The organism is Dietzia alimentaria 72 (genome assembly GCF_000226215.1).
In the GTDB taxonomy this organism is placed as follows: Bacteria; Actinomycetota; Actinomycetes; order Mycobacteriales; family Mycobacteriaceae; genus Dietzia; species Dietzia alimentaria.
The window spans coordinates 88,315-113,135 of the sequence record NZ_AGFF01000008.1; the positions used below are offsets into that span (position 1 = coordinate 88,315).

The window sequence follows — 24,821 nt, forward strand, 5'->3', positions numbered from 1 at the left end:
CCGGCCCACGAGACCCACCGCCGACACGTCTGTCGACACGCGCCCACCGGTGGGACAATGGGCGTTCATCCATCTGTCGAGAGGAGGCCCGTATGCATCCCTTCACCGATACGGGCCTCGTCGTGCGTACCTACGACCTCGGCGAGGCGGACCGGATCGTCACCCTGCTGACCCGGAACCACGGGCTCGTTCGTGCCGTGGCCAGGGCTGTGCGACGGACCAGGTCGCGAATGGGCGCGAGCCTGGAACCGTTCGCCGTGGTCGAGGTGCAGATCGCCCCGGGCAGGGGACGGAGCGGGCTGGGCACCATTCGTCAGGCGTCCAGTCGCGAATCGCTCGCCCGCCAACTGGTGGCCGACTACCCCGCCTACACCTCCGGGTGTGTGGTGCTGGAGACCGCTGAGAGACTGGCGGGTGAGGAGGGCGACCCGTCTCCGCGACTGCTCGGCCTCGCCGTCGGGGCACTACGTTCTCTCGCCGAGCAGCGCCGTGCGCCCGGACTGGTCGCGGACGCGTTCCTACTGCGCGCCATGGCGGCCTCCGGCTGGGAGCCCGTGCTGGATTGTTGCGTGCGATGTGGCGTGGTGGGGCCGCACCGGGCGTTCCATGTCGCCTCCGGTGGCACCGTATGCGTCCACTGCCGCCCTCAGGGTTGCGCCATGCTCTCGCCGGGCGTCACCGAGCATCTGTCTGCTCTGCTCGCCGGGGAGTGGGACGCCATCGGGCCGTCATCCCCGGCCGTCATCCGACAGGCCTCCGGGATCGCCGCAGCCCACCTGCAGTGGCATCTCGAGCGGGACCTGCGAAGTCTGCCCCTGGTCGACCGCGGCACGGTCGTTCCCGCACCCGTCGACACAGTGGAGGAGTCCAGTGCCCGGATTGCCCAGATTTCGTAAGCGTCCCGCCTCACAACAGGCCCCCGCCACCCCCGGGAGGGCAAGCGTGGCGCGGACGCCGACCCCGCACCCCTCAGGGGCCCGCCCGCCCGCCATCCCCGCCGAGTTCGTTCCCCGGCACGTGGCACTGGTCATGGACGGGAACGGCCGCTGGGCCCAGGAAAAGGGCCTGCCCCGTACGGAGGGTCATAAGCGGGGCGAGGCCGTCCTGATGGACGTGGTCGAGGGATGCATCGAGATGGGGATCCCCTACCTGTCCGCGTACGCCTTCTCCACCGAGAACTGGAAGCGCAGCCCCGAAGAGGTCCGCTTCCTGATGGGATTCAACCGGGACGTACTGCGCCGTCGCCGTGACGAGATGAATGCCCTCGGGGTGCGCGTCCGGTGGGCGGGCCGCCGGCCGCGACTGTGGGGTTCGGTCATCTCCGAGCTCGAGGAGGCCGAGGAGCTGACCAAGGACAACACGGTCATGACCCTGGCCATGTGCGTGAACTATGGTGGCCGGGCCGAGATCGTGGACGCCGCCCGTGACTTCGCCCGCAGGGTTGCCGCCGGGGAGGTCTCGCCAGAGGACTTGACCGAAGACGACTTCCATCGCTACCTGGACGAGCCGGACATGCCCGACGTGGACCTGTTCCTGCGTCCCTCGGGCGAACTGCGTACGTCGAACTTTCTCCTGTGGCAGAGCGCGTACGCCGAGCTGGTCTTCCAGGACACCCTGTTCCCGGACTTCGACCGCCGCGATCTGTGGGCGGCGTGCTTGGAGTACGCCGAGCGTGACCGGCGCTTCGGTGGAGTCGCTCCGAGCTGAAGTCCGAGGTCTTAGCCGACGACGCGGTCAGTCGGCGCGGACGGCGCACTCCGCGCACAGGCCGAACAGCTCGACAGCGTGGGTGACCTCGGTGAAACCGTGCGCCCCGGCGGCCCGGTGTGCCCAGGATTCGACGCCGGGCTCCTCGACCTCCACCGTGAACCCACACCCACGGCACACCAGGTGGTGGTGATGGGAATCCGAGCACTTGCGGAAGATCGACTCTCCCGAATCGGTGCGTAGGACGTCGACCGCGCCGGCGTCCGCCATCGACTGCAATGTCCGATAGACGGTGGTGAGACCGATGGTGTTCCCTCGGTCGCGGAGTTCGGCGTGGAGGTCCTGAGCGGACCGGAAACCCTTGGACTCGTCCATCAAGTCCGAGATGGCGCTGCGTTGACGTGTCGAGCGCATACCGATGGGTCTGTCGGCGGTGGTCACCTGCTACTCCTCCCCGACGTGTACGACGGCCGCCTCGACGATACGCAGCAGATGATCATCGAGCAGTTCGTAGCGCATCTCCCGGCCCTGGCGCAGAGCTGAGACCACCCCCGAGGACTTGAGTACCCGGAGGTGTTGGCTGACGAGCGGCTGGGGGACGCCCAGGGCGTCGACGAGCTCGTGTACGCAGCGGGGCCCCTCACGCAACTGGAGCACGATCTCGATGCGCAGCGGCGCGGAAAGGGCCCGCAGCAGCTCGCCAGCGGCGGAGACCACGTGGTCAGGCGTGGGCGGGGCCTGCGCGGCGCTGCCAGACGGGTGGTGCCGGTCCGCGACACACTCCGTGGGGGGCGTGGGATCGCTTGCGATTGCCATCGTCTCCACCTTCCGGGCTCGGCGACGAGGTCCGCGGCCACCGGCATCGTGTCGGGTAGGGGACCCCAGTATCCCAGACCCGGATGCCATACCGGATACCCTGGGGACAAGTGCCCGGGCGTCAGCCCGTGCCGAGGTGATCTACCTCGACAGCTCCGCAACCGACTCATTAAAGGGAGAACCCCCGACGTGGCAGCCTCAGCTTCCGTCATCGACACCGTCGTCAACCTCTGCAAGCGCCGGGGACTGGTCTACCAGAGCGGCGAGATCTACGGTGGCACCCGCTCTGCCTGGGACTACGGTCCACTCGGGGCGGAACTCAAAGACAACATCAAGCGTCAGTGGTGGCGAACCTTCGTGACCGCGCGCGAGGACGTCGTGGGCCTGGACTCGTCGATCATCCTTCCGCGTCGGGTGTGGGAGGCCTCCGGCCACGTCGAGACCTTCACCGACCCGCTGGTCGAGTGCCAGGTCTGCCACACGCGGCTGCGTCACGACCACCTGCAGGAGGCCTACGCGGCCAAGAAGAAGCTTGACTCGCCGTCAGACGCGCCGATGTCCGAGATCGCGTGTCCGAACTGTGGCACCAAGGGCAAGTGGACCGAGCCCCAGCTGTTCTCCGGTCTGGTCAAGACGTTCCTCGGCCCCGTGGACAACGAGGAGGGCCTGCACTACCTCCGTCCCGAGACCGCCCAGGGCATCTTCGTCAACTACAAGAACGTCATGACCACGTCCCGTCGCAAACCACCGTTCGGCATCGGCCAGATCGGCAAGGCCTTCCGCAACGAGATCACGCCCGGCAACTTCATCTTCCGTACCCGCGAGTTCGAGCAGATGGAGATCGAATTCTTCACCAAGCCGGACGAGGCCGTGCAGTGGTTCGACCGTTGGGTCGAGGACTGCTGGGATTGGTTCGTGGACCTGGGCATCGACCCGGCCAACCTGCGTCGCTTCGATGTCCCGGACGACGAGCGCGCCCATTACTCCGCCCGCACTATCGACTTCGAGTACAGGTTCGGCTTCCAGGGCAGCGAGTGGGGTGAGCTCATGGGCGTTGCCAACCGCACGGACTACGACCTGACGCAGCACCAGAAGCACTCGGGTGAGGACCTGCAGTACTTCGACCAGGCCACCGGTGAGAAGTTCATCCCCTACGTCATCGAACCCAGTTTCGGTCTGACCCGCTCCCTGATGGCGTTCCTCGTGGATGCCTACACCGAGGACGAGGCGCCCAACTCCAAGGGCGGCGTCGACACCCGGACCGTGCTCAAGCTCGATCGTCGACTGTCGCCGTTCAAGGCCGCGGTGTTGCCGCTGTCACGCAATGCCGACCTCTCGCCCAAGGCGCGGGACCTGGCGGCGCAGCTGCGCAAGAACTGGAATGTGGACTTCGACGACGCGCAGGCCATCGGGCGTCGCTACCGTCGTCACGACGAGATCGGTACGCCGTTCTGTATCACGGTGGACTTCGACACCCTCGAGGACCAGGCCGTGACGATCCGTGAGCGGGACACCATGGCGCAGGAGCGCGTGGCCATCGACCAGGTGGAGGGATATCTCGCGCAGCGGCTCCTCGGCTGCTGACCAGACGCTGGCACACTGGTCGAGTGATGAGAACCCGGTCCCCGCTCGGCGCGGTGTCCAGGGCCATCGGATGGCTCCTGACCCTCGTGCTCCTACTAACTCTGGTCGTACCCGGCTTCATCGCGTTCCGCGTGTGGCATGTGGCACGGGTCGACGACCGGTCACCCGCTGACGCGATCGTGGTGCTGGGAGCAGCGCAGTACAACGGGATCCCGACCCCGGTGTTCCAGGCGCGTCTCGAGCATGCAGCGGCGCTCTACGAACAGGGTGTGGCGCCCCAGGTCATCACCGTCGGGGGCAATCAGCCGGGCGACCTGTACACGGAGGCGGGATCGGGGCGGGCCTATCTGACGAGTCTGGGCGTCCCGCCCGAGGTGATACTCGCGGTAGAGACCGGAACCAACACCGTCGGCAGTCTGGATGCGGTCGCGCAGACCGTGACCGACCAGGGCGGCGGATCGGTCGTGTTGGTCAGTGACCCCACGCACTCATACAGGTCACGGATGATGGCTCGCGACGTGGGGCTGGACGCGTGGACCTCGCCGACACGACACGGGCCTGCGGTGTGGACCCGGGAGAACCAGATCATGAGCATCATCCGGGAGACCGGAGCTGTGCTCTGGTACCAGTACCATCGGCTGGCCGGCAACGACGTGGATTTTCCCGGCTGATCGGGTCGACGGGGTCACCACGCCGGGAGGAGAAGGTCATGACGGGGTACGCGTACACGGAGTCCGACGGTGAGCGTCGGGTGGCCGAGGGGAGTGGTCGCGCGCAGGGCTCGGCCAGTGAGCGCAGCCCGTTCGAGCGGGACCGCGCCCGCGTCCTGCACTCGGCGGCCCTGCGTCGGTTGGCGGACAAGACCCAGGTTGTCGGGCCCGGAGACGGTGACACCCCACGCACCCGCCTCACTCACTCCCTGGAGGTCGCGCAGATCTCGCGCAGTATCGCCGCAGGGCTGGGTTGCGACCCGGACCTTGCGGATCTGGCGGGTCTGAGCCACGACATCGGCCACCCGCCCTACGGCCACAACGGCGAGCGGGCACTCGACGAGGTGGCCCGTGGCTTCGGTGGGTACGAGGGTAATGCCCAGACAGTACGGATCCTCTCCAGGCTCGAGCCGAAGGTCGTAGACGCTGACGGCAACGGTGTGGGTCTCAACCTGACCCGCGCGGCACTGGACGCTGCCACCAAGTACCCGTGGCTCCCGCGCGAAGGCACCAGCAAGTTCGGTGCGTACCCGGACGATGCGGATATCCTCGCCTGGATCCGGAAGGGTGCCCCGGGCTATACCCGCAGTCTCGAGGCCCAGATCATGGACTTCTCCGATGACGTGGCCTACTCGGTGCACGACGTGGAGGACGCGATCGTCGCCGGCCGGCTGGATCTGCGGTCGCTGTCGGACAGATCAGAGGTCGCGGCACTGGCAGAGCTCGGGGCCACGGAGTTCCGCGGCCCGGATGCAGACCAGTTGGAGCAGGCCGCCGGCCGCCTTGGCGCCCTGGGGGTGGTCCGGGCCGTGCAGCCGTTCGAAGAGTCCTTCGGTGGAATGGTCGCGCTCAAGGCTCTGACCAGCGAGCTCGTAGGTCGCTTCGTCATGCCGGCCATCCACACCACGCGTGACGTGCACGGTGCGGTGCCGCACGGTCGTTACAGTGCGACCCTCGAGGTTCCGGTGGAGGTGGAGGCCGAGGTGGTGATGCTCAAGACGATGGCCGTGCGGTACGTGATGAGTGACCCGGGCCACCGCGTGCGCCAGGACCGCCAGCGTGACCGGATCCACCGCGTTGCCGAGTATCTGGCCCACTCCGCGCCGGCGGGGCTGGACCCGGTTCTACGCCCGTTGTGGGATGTGGCCCGGGACGACGCCGCACGCATGCGGGTGATCGTGGATCAGGTCGCCTTGTATACCGAGAGTCGGTTAGAACGCATCGATCGGGCCAGTGCGGGCATCCAGGCGGCCTGGGGTTAGCTGACCGCGCGAATCACGTCCGAGACGAGCTGGTCCACCCCGAGGGCGTCGATCGTGCCGCCCGGTGAGAATCCGGTGCGCACCACCACGACGTCCGCGGACGGGACCACCACCACGTACTGGCCGTCATGGCCGGAGGCCCAGTAGGCGTCCGCCGGGATGCCTTCCAGACGCAGCGGGGATCCGTCCCCCGCATCGTTGAGCCACCACTGGGCACCGTACGGGTCGGGTTCGCCGCCCGCGCCGACCTCCGAAGTCATAAATTCCGTCCACCCCTCGGGCAGCAGCGGGGAACCGTTCACCTCGCCGTCGTCCAGCACGAACTGTCCGAACCGCGCCCAGTCCCGCGGCGTGGCCCACAGATACGAGCCGCACACTGATCGGCCCGAGGCGTCAGCCTCGAGGATGGCGCTGGTCATGCCGAGCGGGCCGAAGAGCAGTCGGTCGGCCAGCTCGGGGCCGAGCCCGGTGCGTTGGTGGAGCAGGTCGCAGACGATGTTGGAGGTACCGGACGAATACTGGCGGTACGTCCCCGGATCGTGGGCGAGGGGCTGCGAGGCGGCGAACGCGGCCATGTCGGGTTCTGTGAAGAGCATCTGGGTGATGGGTGTCCCGAGGTCGTACTCCTCGTCCCATTCCAGGCCGGAGGTCATCCGCAGCAGATGATCGAGTGAGATGTCGGCGCGCTCGTCGTCCCATTCGGGGCGCAGGCCGGTTGCGGCGGGGTCGAGGTTGGCATCGGGGAACTCGACCTGCGCGCGTCCGACGAGGGTGGCGGCCACGCTCTTGGCCATGGACCAGCCGAGCTGGCGGGTGTCGGGGCCGAAGCCGTCGGCGTACCTCTCGCCGATGATCTGGCCCTGATGGACGACGACGAGTCCGCGCGTCCCGTCCTGTTCCGCGGCCTCATCGAGTGCCGAGGTCACGGCCGCGGGCGCGTCGGGCGCCCCGGGGAGGTTGATTCCCGCGCCGGCCTCCTCGGGCCGCAGCGGGGGCGGCTGGGTGCTCTGCGAACCCGCGGGGCGGTCGCCGAGGGTGCAGCCATACTCGGAGACGTACGCGGTCTGCCCGAACGCCATGCCCAGCACGGATACCGAGACGGTGCCCTCGGCGTCGTCGACGTTAGTCCGCAGGTAAGGCACCAGCGGGTTGGGCGGCAGGTCGTTCTGGGGATCGTCGCGGTCGGTGAGGAAGTGGATCGCACAGGCGTTGTGGGCGGCGTAGCCGGTACCGGTCAGCAGCAGCGGACGGAAGCGGATCCCCACGACTACCAGCGTGGCGGCGACGAGGGCCAGCACCACGGCCAGGATGATGAGGGATTTTCGCACCCGCGTCATGGCGTCAGAACCGCCCGCCTGCGCCGCCGCCGCCGAAGCCGCCGCCACCACCGCCGAAGCCACCGCCCCCGAAGCTGCCGCCTCCACCCCAGCCCCTGCCGCCTCCGAAGCTGGAGCCGGCACCGCGGGCCATGCCCTGGATCAGGGCCCCGGCGATGAGACCGCCGACCATCGCACCGGTGTTGGAACCGCCGCGACCACCGCGTCCGTACGGGCCGCCACCATGGCGTCCGGAGTACTGCGGGCGGGAGGCGTCGCTCTGAGCAAGACGAAGTGCTTCACGGGCCAGGTTCAGGGCCCTGTCGGCGGCTGGGAAGGCGGCCGGGCCGGATGTGGCCTCGGCGGTATCCAGGGAGTTCTTGGCTGCCACCAGGCGGGTGCGGGCGGCCTGACCGATCACGTAGGAGCGACTGCCGATGTAGTTGTCGGCCTCCCTGACCGCACCCCGTGCGCGGGTGATGGCCGCCTGCCTGGCTGCGCGTGCTCTATTGGCCGTCTCGGCCTCGTGTCCTGCGGCCGCCAGTGCTTCGTCGAGGTCGCGATCCACGTCGATGAGCTGGGAGAACGTCCCCAGCGGGTCGGTCTCGCCATGGCTGCGGGCGAGGTCGAGCGCATCGCGGGCAGCAGCCGAGGCATCGGCGAGGGCATTGCTGGTCGCAGTGGAGATGTCGGTGGTGGAGAGCAGGCTGGCTGCCTGTGCCAGCTCTTCCTCCACCTCGGCGATCAAGGCATCCAGGTCGCGACGAGCGGTAGTGATGTCGTCGGCGGCGTGGTCTACGCCGTCGACGAGTTTCTCCGCACGGTCGAGCTCGCCCTCCGCCGAGGTGATCGCGTCCACGGCCTCGCCCTGTTCACCCACCGGCCGGGCCAGCGCGGTGCGGGCGCGAGTGGTGTCGGACTCCGCGGCGGTGAGCAGCTCGGCGGAAAGTTGCAGATTGTCCTCGATCGAGGTGAGGACCGATGCGGGGAAGCGACCACGAAGTCCGGCCATGGTCTGCTCCGCCTCGGGCAGGCGTGCGCGGAGGCTGACCGCCCGCCGGGTCAGGGCGTCGACGGAGGCGCCCCCGTTGATGAGGAGGTCTCGCATCTCGGCGAAGGCCCGGGACTGGTCCTGGAGACCACGTTCGGCGCGCTCAGCTCGGGCGGCCACCTCGAGCAGCATGGCGCGGCGCTGGTCCGGGGTCTCGGGTATGTCGTCGTCCAGGCGCTGGATCAGTGCGTGCGCCGCAGCGACCTCTGCTCGTGCGGAGTCCAGGGCGGCGCGGAAGGGACGGGTACGCAGTTCGCCGAACTCGCCGGCAGCCGTAGTCAGGGCGGTGGTGGAGGCATCCACGGACTGGTCGGCGTCCACGAGGCCGGCGCGGGCGCGGGCGTCGAGCACGTCCACCTGCAGGGCGGACATGCGTGCGGTGTCGTCACCGGGGATGTCGCGGGCGGCCTCGGCCTGACGAGCTGTTCGTGAATTCTGGCGGCGCCGGGTCACCAGGAGCACCAGTGCCACCAGGGCGACGATCACACCGATGGCGATGAGCAGCGTCGTGACCGAGAACCCGGACCCCGAGCCCTGGCGCTCCAGTCCATCGGCGGCTCCCGTGACTGCACCCGCCCAGTCGTCCACGGCCAACGCCGGCTCGATGTCAGCATCGGCGATGCGCTGCACGGCGCGCTGGTCGTTGTATTCGAACCAGTACCCCCCGTCGCCCACAGCCACGACGAGCAGCGCGTCCGAGGCCCCGAGATCTGACAGGCGCGCGGTCTGCTGTGCCCACTGCTCGGCGGGCATGCCGTCGAAGGTGTCGACCAGGGTCACCCAGAGTTGGATCTGGTCGGAGGAGCGCAGGTCCGCCAGTCGACCCTCCACCCGGCCGGTGTCGCCGCCCAGGACCCCGACCGAATCGGTGAGTTGCTGCTGCAATCGCGTCGGGGGTTCGGCCGAGGCGATCGGGGCCGAGAGGGCCGCGAGGCACGCCACCATCGCGGCGAGGAGCACGGCGACGAGGGACCGGGCCAGGGGGCGTTGGTCGATTACGGTGCGTGGCGGGGCGGCGATCATGGGCCCAGCGTATCGGCCGGGTAGCGGCGCCACGACGAGCTCGGGCAAGGGCCGCTACTCTGGGCGTCATGGCAGGGCGGATTCCGGAGCAGGACATCGCCGCGATCCGCGAACGCACTCGCATCGAAGAGGTCGTCGGTGAGTACGTCGCGCTCAAACCAGGCGGCGCCGACTCCATGAAGGGTCTGTCCCCGTTCAAGGACGAGCGGACGCCCTCATTCCATGTGCGTCCGCAGCACGGCTATTTCCATTGTTTCTCCACAGGTGAGGGCGGTGACGTCTTCAGCTTCCTCATGAAAATGGAGCACATCAGCTTCGTAGAGGCGGTGGAGCAGCTCGCGGACCGCATCGGGTACCGCATTTCGTACGAGGGCGGCGGACAGGTTGTCCAACGGGACCGCGGCACCCGCTCGCGGCTGGCCCAGGCCAACGCGGCCGCTCAGAAGTTTTACGCCGAGCGGTTTCGGGACGACGCTGAGGCACAGGTGGCGCGGGACTTCCTGACCGAGCGCGGTTTCGACATGGCTCAGGCCGAGTTTTTCGGTTGTGGCTACGCGCCGACCGGCTGGGACACCATGAGCAAACATCTGATGCGCCAGGGGTTCGAGGCCAAGGAGCTTGAGGCGGCGGGACTGTCCAAAACCAGTTCGCGCGGCTCTCTCATCGACCGGTTCCATCGCCGTTTGCTGTGGCCGATACGCAATCTGGCGGGTGAGGTGATCGGTTTCGGCGCCCGCAAGCTGTTCGAGGACGACAAGCTGGGCAAGTACATGAACACGCCCGAGACGATGCTCTACAAGAAGTCTCAGGTGCTGTTTGGTCTGGATCTGGCCAAGCGGGAGATCGCCTCGCAGCGCCGCGCTGTGATCGTCGAGGGCTACACCGATGTCATGGCGATGCACGCCGCGGGCGTCACGACGGCGGTGGCGGCGTGTGGCACGGCGTTCGGCGAGGACCACCTGTCCACGCTGCGGCGGTTGATGCTCGACGACAACTACTTCCGCGGCGAGATCATCTACACGTTCGACGGCGACGAGGCGGGTAAAAAAGCCGCGCTCCGGGCGTTCTCCGGGGATCAACAGTTCTCCGGTCGCACCTTCGTGGCGGTGGCCCCGGCTGGCCAGGACCCCTGTGACCTGCGGCAGGGCAAGGGTGACGCCGCGGTGCGGGACCTGGTCTCCACGCGGGTGCCGATGTTCGAGTTCGCTATCCGGTCGATGCTCGAGGACCACGATCTCGATCACGCGGAGGGCCGCGTGGAGGCGCTGCGGAGGACTGTTCCCGTGGTCGCCGACATTCGCGATTCAACTCTGCGTGACGAGTACGCCCGCCAACTCGCAGGCTGGGTGGGCTGGGACGATCCCGCGACAGTCCTGCGCCGCGTCCGTGAGGAGGCTCGCAAAAAAGGCCGCTCGCAGTCGTCGGCCACGGGCCCGACTCTGCGTCGTCGTGCCCCCGGCGGTCCGGGTGGGGGACCCCGGTCGACGGGCAGTGGTGTCGGCCGTGACGGCGGGCGGAACGACGACGAGGTGGGCGCCGGCGACGGCCAGCAGCCTTCCGGGTCGCCTAAGGGCGTACCGCTTCCCTCAGCCGGTGATCCGGTGTTGTGGCCGCAACGAGAGGCGATCAAAGCGGCCCTGCAGTATCCGGGCCTGGCGGGTCCGCTCTTCGATTCGCTGCCGGTCGAGTGCTACACCCATCCCGCCTACGAGGCGCTGGCGTCGGCGCTGTCTCAGGCCGGGGGCTGCGTGTCGGGAAAGAGCGGGGCCAACTGGGTCTCGGAGGTGTCCGAGGGGCTCAAGGACGAGGGGCTGAGTCGGCTCGTGGGCGCACTCGCTGTGGAGACATTGCGCGTGTCCGAGGAGGCGCTCCCACGCTATATCTCCGGGGTGCTCGCGCGACTGCAGGAAGTGTGGGTCTCGGGTCAGATCGCCGACCTCAAGTCCAAGGTGCAGCGGATGAGCCCGGCTGAGGACCCGGAGGGATACTCGGCCCTGTTCGGGGATCTGGTTGCGTTGGAGGAGTATCGCCGAGGGCTGCTGGAGCAGGCGGTCGGGGCCACCCCCGACATCGCCTGAGCTGGCGATTTGGTCCTTTCGGCCGGCGCGCACTAAGGTGGGTTCTCGGTATCCGACATCACCCCGGAACGCCGAGAACAATCCCCCATAGCTCAACGGCAGAGCATTCGACTGTTAATCGAAGGGTTTCTGGTTCGAATCCAGATGGGGGAGCATTCAAAAAGGCCCACCGCATCGCGGTGGGCCTTTTTTGTTGTGCAACAGATGGCTTCCGCGTGATCAGCAGGCGGTGCCCACGGCGTCCTGCGGAAGATTGCCGATCATGTCGACGGACGATCCGTTCCACTGGAAGGTGACGTCAGTTCGTCCGCGCATGTTCGCGTTACTGTCTGAGCCAATCGGCCAGCGGTACTGCACCGTGACCGAATCTGACGTTGAATCTGTCACCTGGCCCAGAGCGTTGCAGCGGATCCCAGTCCCGAGGAACTCGCCCTCGTTGTAAAGAAGCAATTGAGTCGGGGATGAGCCGGTACCCCCGGCAGTCTCCAGCTCCGCGTATCCCAGGGGGCCGCACAAGTTGCCGGTCTGCCAGACGGACCACGCCCGGTCGGGAAACGGCGCGGCGATTCCCGCCGCGTCAGTAGCAACGGGGACAGTGGAAGGCGAACACTCTTCCGACGTGCTACCGGATGGCGAAGGGGGATTTCCGTTCGACTCAACGGGTGACGAGGCGGCCGTTTCAGTAGCGGTCACCGTGACCGTGGTGGCGGGCGGCGCTGACGACCCGATCGCGGAGTCCTGCTTTTCACCTGTCTGGTCCTGACCATCGGCGCAACCAACGAGGATCAGGGCTGCGGTGAAGACGATCGCGGCGAGGCCAGTGGTCGGTCGGGCCAGCTGAACCCAGAGGTGATCTGGTCGGCGTGGTGGTCCTGGTTCATTCATGTCGACTCTTTCTCGTATGGGAGGCCGCTTCCGCCTCTTCGGCCCGATGACCGTGAACATATCGGTTTTCGGAGACGTCCTCGTGACGGGCCGGGCCACAGGTCCGCAGCAGCAGTGGGATAGCAGCCGGAGCGCGCGCCGTGCTTTCGCTACGCTGAACACCGACTCAAACAACGAGGAGAAGCAGCGGATGACCACGCAGATTCGGATCGGCATCGCCGGCTACGGCAATCTTGGCCGCGGTGTGGAGGCCGCGCTCGCCCAGAACCCCGACATGGCGCTTGTGGGTGTGTTCACCCGACGCGCGCCAGAGAACGTTTCGACACTGAGTTCCGGGACACCGGTGTTCGCGTACGACGATCTGTCCACCAAGGAGGGGCAGATCGATGTCCTGATCCTCTGCGGGGGGTCGAAGGACGATCTCCCGGTTCAGTCCCCGGAGCTCGCGGCCACGTTCAACATTGTCGACAGTTTCGACACCCACGCCCGAATCCCTGAACATTTCGCCGCAGTGGACGCTCCCGCGCGGGCGGCGGGCACCACGGCGTTGATCTCCGCGGGCTGGGACCCGGGCATGTACTCGATCAATCGGGTGGTGGGCGAGTCGCTTCTTCCCGAGGGCGATACCTACACCTTCTGGGGTCGCGGGCTGAGCCAGGGGCATTCGGACGCGGTCCGGCGGGTGCCCGGAGTGGCTGGCGGTGTGCAGTACACGGTACCGAGCGACTCCGCGATCGCGGCGGTCCGCGCTGGTGACAGGCCGACGTTGACCACGCGGGAAAAGCACGTCCGCGAGTGCTTTGTGGTCCTGGAGGAGGGGGCCGACCGGGACACCGTGCGTGAGGCGATCGTGACGATGCCGAACTACTTCGCTGATTACGACACGACGGTCAATTTCATCACTGCAGAGGAGCTCGCCCGCGATCATCGCGCGATGCCGCACGGGGGGTTTGTCATCCGTTCCGGCGTGACGGGTGAGGGAAACCCGCAGGGCATCGAGTACCGGCTCACCCTCGGCAGCAACCCGGAGTTCACGGCCGGCGTGCTGGTGGCCTATGCGCGCGCTGTGCACCGGCTCAACGCCAGCGGCCAGATTGGCGCACACACCGTCTTTGATGTGGCTCCCGGCCTGCTCTCACCGAAGAGCCCGGAGCAGCTGCGCGCGGACGACCTGTAACCGCAGCGGCGGACATGACCGTTGTCGAGGCCTCGCTGTCCACAGGCCATGTGCGAGGAAGTATGCGGGAGGGAGTCGCCCGCTTTCTCGGCATCCCGTACGCCGAGGATCCGGTGGGCGCCCTGAGATTCGCTGCTCCCGTGCGCCGTCGTTCGTGGGACGGCGTCCGCGACGCCACCCGACCGGCCGCGACGGCGCAGCGCTTGCGGTTCGACCCGGACCCGGCGATCCCCGAACCAATCGTCGCAGGGACCGACGTCCTGCATGTGGACGTGTGGACGCCCACCGACGAGGCCGGGCTCACGGCTCCCGCCGAGGGGACCGGGCACCCGGTGATGGTGTGGTTCCATGGCGGGGGCTGGGAGTCCGGGTCCTCCCACCAGCCGTGGTTCGACGGATCGACGTTCGCCCGCCGCGGAATCATCGTGGTCTCTGTGGGCTACCGCCTCGGGGTCGAGGGCTTCACGCCGTTCCCTGACGCGCCTGACAACCGCGGGGTGCTCGACTGGATCGCCGCCCTGGAGTGGGTGCAGAGTGAGATCACCGCGTTCGGAGGCGATCCCGGCAGGGTCACGGTCGCCGGCCAGTCCGCCGGAGGGGGAGCAGTGTTGTTCCTCCTGGGATCGCCTGCCGCGGCGGGGCTCTTCCACCGTGCGATCGCGAGTTCTTCTGCGATCCTCCGGGCACCGTCCACCCACCCTCCCAAGCGGATCACTGCCGCGTCCCTGGCCGCGGGCGGCCGTGGCGCGGTGGACGAGTTCCATCGCAGATTCCGCAAAGATAATCAGTTCACCCTGCCGTTCCGTCCGGTCGTGGATGGCGACCTCGTGCCGGGACCCCCGCTGGAGACTGTCGCGGGTGGCCGGGCGGGCGAGGTTCCCCTGATGATCGGCTCCACCGCCCTGGAGTTCGATGCGATCGCTGACAAGCTTCCCGGCCCCGCGCTCGTTCCGGGTGCTGCGCTCATCGCGCTATCCCAGCAGATACCGCGAGAGGGGATCCGGGCGCTTGCTCGTCAGTCCAACGGCAGATCGCTTCGGCGCAGTGTCGGTGCGGTGATCGACGCCGCCGCGATCCACTCGACCGTGGTCCGCGCCGCCGAGACGCGCTTGGCGGCCGGGGATCCGACGTGGGTCTACGACTTCTGCTGGGCTGGGGGGAACGGGCCCCGGCACTGCGCGGATCTACCGTTTTTCTGGGGAGTACCGGAGGCGGAAAACGTGGAACGCTATCTCGGTGAGCCAGCCCCGTCATCGTTGGTGAAGTCGATGCACGACTCGTGGGTCACTTTTATCACCGGCGGAGACCCGGGCTTTCCCGTCTACGACGCCCCCGGAAGGAACGTACAAGCCTGGACCGATCCGCCGAGCGTGCTCGCAGACGGGCTCGCCTCGGTCCGCGAGGTCTGGTGGCCCGAGGTGGCCGACTGAGCCCTTGCTACGATGACGCGGCGCGAGTCCTCCGGTACATCCGGGGGCGCGAGGGGCTATAGCTCAGTTGGTTAGAGCCGCGGACTCATAATCCGCTGGTCGCGGGTTCGAGCCCCGCTGGCCCCACCCATAGGTCATTGTTCAAACCAACGACATTGCCGGTTTGAGTACCGGATTCCGTGTCTGACCGTTGGGCGACCGCGGTTGCCTGGGCCTCGGGGTCGACGAACACGGTGAACGGCGGGCCGGGTTGCCCGTCGACGGTGTTCTCCTCCGTGAGGATCAGTTTCTCAAAGAACGCTTGTTTAGCGATCCGCCGTAGCGAGTCGTCGATGCGCATGTAGATCGCATGGCAGTCTCCGGCCAGGGCGAGACAGTCGTCGAGGTGGGCTTTCGCCTGCTCGTACTCGATGTCGCCCGCGTTGATCTGGGCGTCGAGGAACGCGATCCGCCGTGCGATGCGTTCCTGCTCCGTGGCAGGTAGGTCGAGGGGCAGGGCTCCGGCGTAGTGAGCTTGAAGCAACTTGGTGCGCTCGTCCCGGAGCGCGTCGCGTTCGAGTTTGTGAGCGTTCCGCTCCTCCTTGGAGGTGGCTTGGAGCTGGTCGAACTGGCGAGTGATGAGCTCGCGCAGCGCTGTCACGATGTGGTCAGGGATCTGGATGCGGCGGTAGTAATCCTCCACCGAAGTCTCGACTTCGGAGATCAGCGATCGCGCGCTGGGGGCTGAATCATCTGCACGTTTGAGATGCCGCCCTGATTCACGCAGTCCTGGGCGAGGTCATGAACGTGCCAGTAGTAGTCCAGAGCTGGCTCTACCACGTTTACCGTGGTTTCGACTGGCGTGTAGTGATGAAGGAGGATCGACACGCCGTCGCAGGTGAAGCCCATGTTGTCTTTCGTCAGGATCGCCAGCGGCTGTTCGCCGGTCCACTCGATGCCAATGCGCACGTCGTACTCGTCGTTGTCTGTTGCTTCCGCCGCGGTGCGCGCGAGCGCCATCAGGCCCGCGATGGCGCTCTCAATGGCGGCAGACTCGACCTGCCAGCCGTCAAAGAATCCGTCACTGCTCATACGATGACCGCCCACGGCAGCGGCGAGGGTCACCGAGCCGTCATGGTGGATGCTCATCCAGGCCTCCTTCCAGAGTGAACGTTCGCTGGCTGCGGTGTTCACGGCTACCCAGCGGCGCAATCCGGGGCGGGGATTGTCGCGGTCTGTCGACGGCGGGTGAATACTGACCCCCTGGTGACGGGGTGGTTTCTAGCCAACGACGCAACACCAAGTGATGTTGTGGAGGGCATGATGACGACGAGACGAGTAAAGAAGGGGCCGGGGCGGCGACCGCTGTCACAGCAGCGGGCGCGGTACATGGCGTTGCGGGCGCAGGGAATGCCGATCCGGCGGGCAGGCAGGGAAGCGGGGGTCTCACGGTCCACGGCGCGGAACTGGGAACACGGCTACTGGCAATACCGGGGAGCCGAGAAGTTCCAATGGATACCGCCATTGGATCGGCTGGAGGTTCGGGCGGTCTCGCCGAGATATCTTTCGCAGGACGAACGGCTGGAACTCGCCGACCTCCACGGCCAGGGTGTGTCCATTCGGCAGATCGCACACCGTCTGGGCCGGTCACCATCAACAATCTCCCGGGAACTGCGCCGCAACTCGTCTACTCGAGGGAATACGCGCACCTACAACCCGTTCGAGGCGAAACGCCAGGCCTGCGCTCGGCGGGCCCGTCCACGCCGGCGCCGAATTCACGCTGACCCGGTGTTGTACGAGGCCGTGAGTGAGTTGCTAGCCACGAGGTGGAGCCCGTCCCAGATCGCCCGCCGGCTGCGCCGTGATCATCCCGCCGACCGGATGATGTGGGTGTGTGCCGAGACCATCTACCAAGCCGTCTATCAGCCCGGATCCACGCTCGGCCGACCGCACAAGGTGCCCTCGTCCGGCACGGGTGCGCTACGGACTGGACGTCCCGGCCGTCGAGCCCAGCGCCGAGACCGACAGCGGCGTCCGCGCTTCGAGCAGCCGATGCTCACTATCCATGACCGCCCGTTCGAGCCTGAAGATCGGACCCGATGGGGTCACTGGGAAGGTGACTTGATCGTGGGGACCCAGGGCCGCGACGCTATCGCCACTCTCGTGGAGCGGCGTAGTCGAATGGTCCTGCTGGTGCATCTACCGGCGACGGATTCGGTGACCGTCACCCAGGCGATCACCTCGGCCCTGGCGGCGTTGCCACCGGTGCTGGTGGGTTCGTTGACATGGGACCAGGGCACCGAGATGGCCCGGCATCTCTCTGTGACCGCGTCGCTGAGGATACCGGTCTACTTCTGCGATCCGCACGTCCCCTGGCAGCGGGGCTCGAACGAGAACACCAACGGCCTGCTGCGTCAGTACTTCCCCAAGGGCAGCAACCTGTCCGTCCACGGCGCCGACTACCTCGCCGACGTCGCCGGCGAGCTCAACCACCGCCCCAGAGCCGTCCTTGACGACAGGTCACCGCTGGAGTTCATCACCGACGAACTAGGCTCCGAGGTGTCCAACCGTTGCGTCGTTGGCTAGAAACCACCCCGTCACGTAGGGGTCAATTCTCACCCGCCGTTGACACGGTCGACGTTCTCGAGCGGGTGAACACCTCCGCGTCCTGCGTAGGTCAGGGCCAACCCCACGGTCTTGGTCAGCACTCCGCGAGCCTCGTCACGTGTGAGTCGATCGTGGAAGCGAGGGATGCGAGGGTGAGCGACTGCGATCAGCCAGGCGCGCTTGTCGGAATCCCTGCCTGCCGCGGCTTCATCGGACAGTGCATCTAACGCCTCAGTTGCGTGGCGGCGCTCCTCGAAACGAGCTCGATACATCGCCTCGATCTGCCGCTCCTTCATCCACACGGTGTCGGAATCGTTCCGCACCGGCGCGGCGAAGTAGTCGTTCTTGTAGATCAAATGTGGCCCATCGACGCTGGCCGGGATCTCTACGACAACGGCACGGTTACCCTCGACTCCGATCCGATGCACGTTCAGCCCGAACACCGGCGGAGAGATCGCCGTGATGGCCGCGCTTCGCAAGGATCGTTCGTACGCTTCATCGAGCTCGCCGACGTCGACGCGCTCAGTCGCAGCCTTCTGCGTCTCCCGTACTCCGTAGACGATGACGCCGCCGCCGCTGTTCGCCATCGCCGCAACGTCCTTGGGGAAGTCCGTCTGTGGCAGCCCCTTCGCTGGCGGGAGCTCCGACTTCCAGTCCAAGTCGTTCGTCTCTGCAACACCAGCGGCAACGGCCGCATCAAGAATCGCGTCAGCTAACGGTCCCGGAGCGGTGCCCACGGCGCGGTGAAGTGCGGTGAAGGTCATGCTGCAAGCCTAGAGATGCTCGCTGACACAGGGAGCAGCGCGGCGGGCTCTTCCGACTCGCCCAGGGGAGGCGTGAAGTGCTAAACAAGGCAGGTTTCTCCTTGATATGAAGTCCTTCGGGGCAGGCTCTCGGGCCACTCTCTACGCACTGTCTCGTCAACGTTGTCGTGCGATGAGAGAGGCAAACGTCGTGATCCGATTGCTCTGGGCAGCAAGCGTCCGCACCAGCTATTCCCTGCGCCGCTGCATGCCGACGAACCGGCTCCTCGACGCGATCCGCACCCGGCGAGGCCTCAAATGGGGTCTGCCCGCGATGCTCCTCGCCGGCCCCCACCTGCTCGCTGCGAGTATCTGCACCAACCTCATCGCCGACGGCGGACCGGGTTGGCTGAACATCTTCGTGATCCTGTTCATCTGGAACGCGATGAAGTTCCTCATCATGGGGCCCGTCAGCATCATTCTGCTCGTTCGGGTCCGTGTCCAGGAGGCCCGGCAGCGCAGACGCGCGCGGCGGGCACAAGCCGCCGCAACTGAACCCCAGCTAGCCGAGAACGAGCCAGTGAGTGAGAATGACAAGTCCATTTGGCCCCGCTGTGCTGTTTTGATTTGGCCCCACCCTCGTGATGGGTGAGGGGTGGGTGCGCCGGTGGTCGGCGACCCGGTCGACTCAGGTGCTTGCGGGATCCTTTCGGTGCTGCGCTGCGGTGGTGGCCAGTCGGTAGGAGGCGGTGCCGGTCTGGATGATGTGGGCGTTGTAGGTCAGGCGGTCGACCACGGCTGCGGCCAGCCGGGGGTCGGTGAAGGTGTTGCCCCATTCGCTGAACGGAGCGTTGGAGGCGCAAGCAATCGAGGCTCGTTCCTCTCGTGCGGTGATGATCTGGAACAGCAGTTCGGCCCCGCGTGGATCGAGGTGGACGTAGCCGAGTTCGTCGAGGCACAGCAGGTCAAGGCGGGCGTACCGGCCGACCACTCTGGATAGTTGCTTGTCGTCGGCGGCTTCGACCAACTCGTTGACCAGGGCCGCAGTGGTGATATACCGAACCCGTCGTCCTTGTTCGGCTGCCGCGGTGCCCAACGCGATGAGCAGGTGTGTTTTGCCGGTGCCGGAGTCGCCGAGCAGGACCAGGGGCTCGCCAGCGTCGATCCACGCTCCGCCGGCAAGGTGCGCCAGCGTCGCCGCGGGCAGGTCGGGCAGGCGAGCAGGGTCGAAGTCGGCGAGCCGTTTGGTGCGCGGGAACTTCGCCTCGTTGACTCTGCGCAGTCGTCGGCGGGCATCGCGCTCGTCGCACTCGGCAGAGAGCATCTCAGCCAGGAACGCCTTGTGAGTCAGTCGCTGCTTGGCGGCGGCTTCGGCCATCGGTATTGCCTGGTCACGCACGGTGGGAAGGCACAAGGATTTGGCGGCAGCGCCGATCGCGGCTTCGGCGGCCGCATCGGTCAGCGCGGTCAGCGCCGGTGGGGTCTTGGCGCTCATGCGATGGCCTCCTGCAGGTGACGTGGGCCGGTGGTGGTCAGGAGCTGGTCGTAGCCGGCCAGCGAGGGCGCGGGCCGCTCGGTGGCTGCGGTCGGCCCGGCTGTGGCCGGGACCGCGATCGGCGGGGTGGTGGTCCGAGCGCAGGTGGCACTGCGAGCGTGGACGGCGACCAGGTCCGGATCGAACACCCCGTCGGCGATAGCAGCGGTCATGCCGGCGGTCACCGCTGATGCGTTCATGGTGCGGTGCAGTAACAGGACTCCGATCAGGGCGCGGGTGCCGGCGCTATCGCCCAGTGCTGCGCGGGCGGCGGTCCAGAACCGTTGATGGTCAGCGGTGAATGCCCCCGACGCTTTGGCCGAAGCAAGGGCGGTGGAGCCGGCCATAGCGCCGGGTTTGCGGACCAGCACCTCCAGGTAGTGGTCCAGCACGAGGTCCTCGGTGCCCTTGTGCAGGGAGCGGGTGTGCTCAGCAATGACCTTGCCGTGGGCGGCCGGGTCGAGCACTCGGATACTGGTGGCGCCCAGACGTGCCTCGAGACGACGGCCGACGTGGCGTGCGGGCACTGAGTAGTAGGACTGGCGCACGCATATCCGCGCTTTGGCATCGACCCGGCACGACAGGACGGCGGCCACATCGAAGTCCTGCGCCGGGAGCGGCCGCAGCAGCGGTAGCTCCCGAGCTGCGGCGGCGCCGACGGTCTCGGCCCGGGCACCGATGCGCCGGGCATCATCGTGGACATCGGCGGCGGCGATCAGCTCATTGAGCTCGGCCAGGGAGTTCACCTTTGGTACCGGGGTCAGGTGCCGTCGCCGGAACCGGCCGATCTCGCCCTCGACGCCGCCTTTTTCGTGGGCGCCGTCCTTTCCGGGGATGCAATAGAACGAGTCGAACCCGTAGTGCGAGCGCAACGCCACGAACCGGGGGTTTTCGAACCGCTCCCGGCCGAGCGCGACCCTGGTCACGGCGGGTTTGAGGTTGTCGTAGCGGATCATGCCGACCGGTACCCCGCCGAAGGCGGCGAACGCCCGGACGTGCCCGTCGAAGAACGATTCCTGGGCCTGGTTGGCGTAGGCGAAGTGGAACGCCTTACCCGAATGCGACAAGCGCATGCAGAACATGAATATCTTCATCACCACCCCGGCGATCGTGGCGGTGAACTCACCGAAGTCGACCTCGGCCTCCTCGGCCGGCGGGTGGGTCTGCGGCACCATCACCTCGGTGGGGCCGCTGATCTCAGCGCGAAGTTTGGCGACCAGGTTTCGCACGCTCGACTCGGCCACCTCCACTCCTTCCTCATCCAGTAGTCGCTGCCAGACGCGGCGAGCGGTATGACGCTGCTTGCGCGGCGCCGTGAGATCCTCGGTCAACCAGCGCCGGATCGTTGCCTCATGCGGGCCCAGCACCGGCGCATCTCGATGCGGAGTCTTACGCGGCGGCGGCACCGCATCAGCCAATGCCGCGCGCACCGTACGGCGGTGCACCTTGTGCCTCTCGGCGAGCGCCCGGATGGACAGGCCTTCATCCCGGGCATCTCGTCGGATACGTTCGAACTGCTCCACTCTCGATCTCTCCTTCAACCCCTTGCCTCTCGTGAACGTCTTTGGTCGGACGACACGAAATCTAGGGTCTGGTTGATCGAGGGTGGGGCCATTTCAGACCAGCACTACGCCTCCAAATGGGGCCACTTCAGACTGGCACACTCAAGTGAGTGCCACGCGTTGAACTCTCTACGGCTTGCGGGCACAGCAGCGGGTGAACGATGGGGGCGCAGATTGGCGACCTTAACCTGTCTGCCCAGCAGCGTCCTCGGCGTGGTCTCAGAGCGTGAGGTCCCGTCAACGGTACTATCTAGCGGTGAACTCATAGCGGCTTGTCCTGTACTGGTCGGCCGACGTCAGAGTCGGTCGAAGGGTTGAGCATGGGCGAGTCAAACGCGGAGCGAAGCCGTGGAACAGCGTGGCGAATCTGGGACTTACACGTCCATACGCCGGCATCAATCGTTCAGCAATACGGCAGCGATACCGATGAGACGTGGTCGCGATTCATAGATGAGCTGGAAGCTCTACCCGAGGACATCAAGGTCATCGGCATCAACGACTACTGGTTTCTCGATGGCTACAAGCGCGTGCTCCAGGCCCGCGACAGCGGCAGGCTGGGCAATCTGGAAGCCATCTTCCCTGTAATCGAGATGCGCCTCGACCAGTTCGGCGGCACGGAAGGGAAACTGTCCCGTGTCAACGCCCATGTAATCTTTGACCCAGAACTCGATCCAGATGTAGTTCAAGCTCAGTTCTTGAACGCGCTCCAGCCGCAGATGAAACTGTCTCCAGGCCACGATGCGCTGGGGTGGCAAGGTGTCATCACAAGAGAATCGCTGGTTGATCTGGGAAGCAAGATTAAGAAGTCTGTTCCCGAGGATCAATTCGGCAAGTACGGGTCCGACCTGCAAGAAGGCTTCAACAATCTCAACGTCACGCTTGATGATATTCAAGCGGTACTCGCCGGCCCCTTCTTCAATGGCAAGGCCCTGTTCGGCGTTGGCAAGACCGAATGGGCGGACATCAAGTGGAGTGATCAATCGATCGCCGCCAAGAAGAACGTCATTAACTCAGCCCACTTCATCTTCACCGCATTCGAAAAATCGTCTCGCTGGAAGAAAGACGTTGAGTTCTTGCGTGCAAGCAAGGTGAATGATCGACTTCTTGATTGCAGTGACGCTCACTATTTCTCGGATTCTGATCAGCACATGCGGCTCGGCGCTTGTCAGACTTGGATGAACACAACGCCGACCCTTGCGGGCCTTGCCTACGCACTTGAAGAATTCGATCGTCGGGTCTTCGTCGGGCTTGAACCTCCAGCTCTCGCCCGCGTCCGCAAGTATCCTGAACGATTCATATCGCAAGTTCGGGTGCAGTCGGACAAAGAAGACCACAAGCTCTTCGACTACGAGATGCCCCTCAACAGTGGATTTGTCGCGGTCGTTGGCAACAAAGGGCAGGGAAAATCTGCGCTGCTTGACTGCATCGCTTTGGCTGGGAATTCGTCGCGAAATCGTGAGTTCGCGTTCCTGACAAAAACACGGTTCCTCAGCCCCACCAGCATCAAGGTCGCCAGAGAGTATTACTCCAAATTGGAATGGGCAACTGGCACAACTCGCCGAGTTCAACTGAATGACGAACATGACAATTCTGCTCCCGTCTCTATCGAGTACCTACCTCAAGCATTCGTGGAGCGTGTATGTAACACCGACCCTGCCGCTGGAGATGCCGACGAGTTCGAGCGCGAGCTGCGAGACATTCTCTTCACCCACATCGGCGAAGAAGAACGCTCGGGAGAAAAAACCTTCGATGCGTTGCTAGCCCAGAAGACACGCGTTTCTCAAGACGACATCGATCGGCTCCGCGATGATCTTCGCTCAGTTATTAGCTCATACGTCTCCCTCGCATCGTTCCGCGCTGAGAACCGTTTGCCTGAAGTCGAGGGGAAAATCGCTCTCAAGGAATCCGAAGTATCGGCTGCCGAAACCAACCTCAAAGCCGAGAAGGACGCACTAAACGAAATCGACTCTGCTGGCCATGACAATGACGTCCTCGCAGCGTTAAAGGAACGTTCTGAGGAAATTGAGACTGCGCGTACCGAATTGCTGTCCAGGCGATCAGACAACGAACAGCGCCAAGCGCTTTCTCGACAAGCATTGTCTGGAATGGAAGCTGTTGCCCGCCGAGCCGAAGCAATTCGGTCGGATGCGGCCGACCTGAACGTCGAAGCTGAGGCACTGCTGGCAAGAGACGGCGCCCCCTACGTCACCGTGACGATCAATCATTCCCGCTATGACGCCTGGCGCGGACTTATCGAAGCTGGTCTCGTCACGGCAAAAGCCGAGCATGATGCGTTGGTCGGAGACCTCGCAGTCCAGGATGAAGCACGACGCCAGAACGCAGAGGCGCTTGCCGCCGCTGATAGCGCGCGCGAGCGAGCGCGCCAACGCGTGCTCCAATCCGAGGAACGTGTCGCCGTCCTTGTAGGAAATGAGAACGATCAAGAGTCCTTCGCTGGACTCAAGGCGCTCCGTGCGCGAATCACAGATGCACCAAGGCAGATGGACGCCATACGCGAGCAGATAGTCGAGCACGCCGGCCGTATACACGCAGCGCTCCAAGCCCAACTCCAGGTCGTCGAGAGCCTGTACGCGCCGGCATCAAACTTCATCGCAGAATCTGAGGTGGTCAAGAACGCTGGGCTTCAGTTCAATGCTGAGTTGAGAATGCTGTCTACATGGCAAAGCGTTTCGACCGCCCTAGACGGTCGACGTAACGGCGATTTTCCCGACTGGCTCGCCGAGCTTCCCCAACGGGTCGAAGATACGAGCTGGGAGCAGCTCTCTGTTCAACTCGCGGAGGCGCTCGTCCGTCTGGAGCACGAGCGAGCTGAGATCGACGGCGGGTTCCGGAACCCTGAGAGCGCACTTCGTAATACGACTACGCTGGACGACTTTCTAATGAGCATGTTCGACTTGTCCTGGCTCGAGGTCAGATTCGGACTGACTGGTGATGGTCTACCTCTTTCTCAACTGTCACCCGGCCAGCGCGGGTTAGTGCTCGCGTTGTTCTATCTCGTGGTGGATCGCCGTACAACACCACTTCTTCTCGATCAGCCGGAAGAAAACCTTGACAATGAGACCATCTCGTCGAAACTCGTACCGGCGATCCATGAAGCGTCCGGCAGAAGGCAGACCATCGTAGTGACCCATAACGCGAACCTTGCGGTCGTTGGTGACGCCGATCAGATCATTCACTGCGAACTCCGAAACCAACGATTCGCGGTGAGTAGCGGCAGCATTGCCGAGCTCGATGTGGCACAGTTCGCCTTGAATGTTTTGGAGGGAACCAAGCCTGCGTTTGATAACCGTCGCCACAAGTATGAGGCGTTCCCTGAGTTGACTTGAGCAAATTCGT

Annotated in this window: 21 protein-coding genes and 2 tRNA genes; 14 read left to right on the forward strand and 9 right to left on the reverse strand. The window is 65.7% G+C overall.

Annotated elements, in window-relative coordinates:
* Window positions 1–92 precede the first annotated feature (92 nt).
* Window positions 93–896 (forward strand): DNA repair protein RecO, encoded by an 804-nt coding sequence (gene recO, locus ON04_RS04990; protein WP_010540488.1) that lies wholly within the window; start codon window positions 93–95, stop codon window positions 894–896.
* Between the two features lie 46 nt (window positions 897–942).
* Window positions 943–1,707, forward strand: coding sequence for an isoprenyl transferase (locus tag ON04_RS04995; protein WP_010540489.1), 765 nt, complete (start codon window positions 943–945; stop codon window positions 1,705–1,707).
* 27 nt (window positions 1,708–1,734) lie between these two features.
* Here the strand turns inward: ON04_RS04995 and ON04_RS05000 are convergent, their stop codons facing one another.
* Together ON04_RS05000 and ON04_RS05005 are read right to left on the reverse strand one after the other, a co-directional pair.
* Window positions 1,735–2,148, reverse strand: a complete 414-nt coding sequence (locus ON04_RS05000; RefSeq protein WP_010540490.1) for a Fur family transcriptional regulator — start codon at window positions 2,146–2,148, stop codon at window positions 1,735–1,737.
* A gap of 3 nt (window positions 2,149–2,151) precedes the next feature.
* On the reverse strand, window positions 2,152–2,523 hold the full coding sequence (locus tag ON04_RS05005) for an ArsR/SmtB family transcription factor (RefSeq protein ID WP_010540491.1): 372 nt from the start codon (window positions 2,521–2,523) through the stop codon (window positions 2,152–2,154).
* Window positions 2,524–2,712: 189 nt separating this feature from the next.
* Here ON04_RS05005 and ON04_RS05010 point away from each other — a divergent pair, with 189 nt between their 5' ends.
* The 3 genes from ON04_RS05010 to ON04_RS05020 are packed head-to-tail and all read left to right on the forward strand — an operon-like array spanning window position 2,713 to window position 6,079.
* Entirely contained in the window at window positions 2,713–4,107 is a 1,395-nt protein-coding gene (locus tag ON04_RS05010) for a glycine--tRNA ligase (RefSeq protein WP_010540492.1), read from the forward strand.
* A gap of 26 nt (window positions 4,108–4,133) precedes the next feature.
* Complete coding sequence (locus ON04_RS05015) at window positions 4,134–4,778, forward strand: YdcF family protein (protein ID WP_238529239.1); 645 nt, start codon at window positions 4,134–4,136, stop codon at window positions 4,776–4,778.
* A gap of 38 nt (window positions 4,779–4,816) precedes the next feature.
* Window positions 4,817–6,079, forward strand: a complete 1,263-nt coding sequence (locus tag ON04_RS05020) for a deoxyguanosinetriphosphate triphosphohydrolase (protein ID WP_010540494.1) — start codon at window positions 4,817–4,819, stop codon at window positions 6,077–6,079.
* On the opposite strand, the gene ON04_RS05025 is transcribed toward ON04_RS05020, so the two are convergent.
* On the reverse strand, window positions 6,076–7,503 hold the full coding sequence (locus ON04_RS05025) for a serine hydrolase domain-containing protein (RefSeq protein WP_010540495.1): 1,428 nt from the start codon (window positions 7,501–7,503) through the stop codon (window positions 6,076–6,078). The two genes, ON04_RS05020 and ON04_RS05025, sit on opposite strands and share 4 nt — an antisense overlap.
* Window positions 7,421–9,469 (reverse strand): TPM domain-containing protein, encoded by a 2,049-nt coding sequence (locus ON04_RS17185; RefSeq protein WP_029457770.1) that lies wholly within the window; start codon window positions 9,467–9,469, stop codon window positions 7,421–7,423. Before ON04_RS17185 ends, ON04_RS05025 begins: the two co-directional genes overlap by 83 nt.
* A 68-nt stretch (window positions 9,470–9,537) precedes the next feature.
* On the opposite strand from ON04_RS17185, the gene dnaG reads away from it, so the two are divergent.
* Window positions 9,538–11,547 carry a DNA primase gene (gene dnaG, locus ON04_RS05035; RefSeq protein ID WP_010540497.1) on the forward strand — a complete coding sequence of 670 codons (2,010 nt, stop codon included), beginning with the start codon at window positions 9,538–9,540 and terminating at the stop codon, window positions 11,545–11,547.
* An 81-nt stretch (window positions 11,548–11,628) separates the two neighbouring features.
* Window positions 11,629–11,700: transfer RNA gene (locus tag ON04_RS05040), tRNA-Asn, on the forward strand.
* Window positions 11,701–11,766: 66 nt separating this feature from the next.
* On the opposite strand, the gene ON04_RS15905 is transcribed toward ON04_RS05040, so the two are convergent.
* Window positions 11,767–12,432, reverse strand: coding sequence for an LppP/LprE family lipoprotein (locus tag ON04_RS15905; protein ID WP_010540498.1), 666 nt, complete (start codon window positions 12,430–12,432; stop codon window positions 11,767–11,769).
* 190 nt (window positions 12,433–12,622) lie between these two features.
* Here ON04_RS15905 and ON04_RS05050 point away from each other — a divergent pair, with 190 nt between their 5' ends.
* The 4 genes from ON04_RS05050 to ON04_RS17190 all read left to right on the forward strand — a co-directional run bounded on the left by ON04_RS05050 (window position 12,623) and on the right by ON04_RS17190 (window position 15,523).
* Entirely contained in the window at window positions 12,623–13,609 is a 987-nt protein-coding gene (locus tag ON04_RS05050; RefSeq protein ID WP_010540499.1) for a diaminopimelate dehydrogenase, read from the forward strand.
* Window positions 13,610–13,623: 14 nt separating this feature from the next.
* Complete coding sequence (locus ON04_RS05055) at window positions 13,624–15,039, forward strand: carboxylesterase/lipase family protein (RefSeq protein WP_029457772.1); 1,416 nt, start codon at window positions 13,624–13,626, stop codon at window positions 15,037–15,039.
* Between the two features lie 52 nt (window positions 15,040–15,091).
* Window positions 15,092–15,165, forward strand: a tRNA-Ile gene (locus tag ON04_RS05060).
* A 223-nt stretch (window positions 15,166–15,388) separates the two neighbouring features.
* Window positions 15,389–15,523 carry a hypothetical protein gene (locus ON04_RS17190; protein WP_274376957.1) on the forward strand — a complete coding sequence of 45 codons (135 nt, stop codon included), beginning with the start codon at window positions 15,389–15,391 and terminating at the stop codon, window positions 15,521–15,523.
* Between the two features lie 218 nt (window positions 15,524–15,741).
* On the opposite strand, the gene ON04_RS05070 is transcribed toward ON04_RS17190, so the two are convergent.
* Window positions 15,742–16,167: a hypothetical protein gene (locus ON04_RS05070; RefSeq protein WP_010540502.1), complete on the reverse strand. Its 426-nt coding sequence runs from the start codon at window positions 16,165–16,167 to the stop codon at window positions 15,742–15,744.
* A 171-nt stretch (window positions 16,168–16,338) separates the two neighbouring features.
* Between ON04_RS05070 and ON04_RS05075 the strand changes: the two genes are divergently transcribed.
* Window positions 16,339–17,604: an IS30 family transposase gene (locus ON04_RS05075; RefSeq protein ID WP_081477132.1), complete on the forward strand. Its 1,266-nt coding sequence runs from the start codon at window positions 16,339–16,341 to the stop codon at window positions 17,602–17,604.
* Window positions 17,605–17,633: 29 nt separating this feature from the next.
* Here ON04_RS05075 and ON04_RS05080 read toward each other — a convergent pair whose 3' ends face one another.
* Window positions 17,634–18,389, reverse strand: coding sequence for an AlbA family DNA-binding domain-containing protein (locus tag ON04_RS05080; RefSeq protein ID WP_010540504.1), 756 nt, complete (start codon window positions 18,387–18,389; stop codon window positions 17,634–17,636).
* Window positions 18,390–18,561: 172 nt separating this feature from the next.
* Between ON04_RS05080 and ON04_RS05085 the strand changes: the two genes are divergently transcribed.
* Window positions 18,562–19,020 carry a sulfate permease gene (locus tag ON04_RS05085; RefSeq protein WP_202945575.1) on the forward strand — a complete coding sequence of 153 codons (459 nt, stop codon included), beginning with the start codon at window positions 18,562–18,564 and terminating at the stop codon, window positions 19,018–19,020.
* 36 nt (window positions 19,021–19,056) lie between these two features.
* Here the strand turns inward: ON04_RS05085 and istB are convergent, their stop codons facing one another.
* Both istB and istA read right to left on the reverse strand, forming a co-directional pair.
* Entirely contained in the window at window positions 19,057–19,863 is an 807-nt protein-coding gene (istB, locus tag ON04_RS05090; RefSeq protein WP_010540506.1) for an IS21-like element helper ATPase IstB, read from the reverse strand.
* Window positions 19,860–21,443 (reverse strand): IS21 family transposase, encoded by a 1,584-nt coding sequence (gene istA / locus ON04_RS05095; protein ID WP_033444071.1) that lies wholly within the window; start codon window positions 21,441–21,443, stop codon window positions 19,860–19,862. The genes istB and istA overlap by 4 nt, the downstream gene beginning before the upstream one ends.
* Window positions 21,444–21,784: 341 nt before the next feature.
* Here istA and ON04_RS16990 point away from each other — a divergent pair, with 341 nt between their 5' ends.
* On the forward strand, window positions 21,785–24,811 hold the full coding sequence (locus ON04_RS16990; RefSeq protein ID WP_010540508.1) for a TrlF family AAA-like ATPase: 3,027 nt from the start codon (window positions 21,785–21,787) through the stop codon (window positions 24,809–24,811).
* Window positions 24,812–24,821 lie beyond the last annotated feature (10 nt).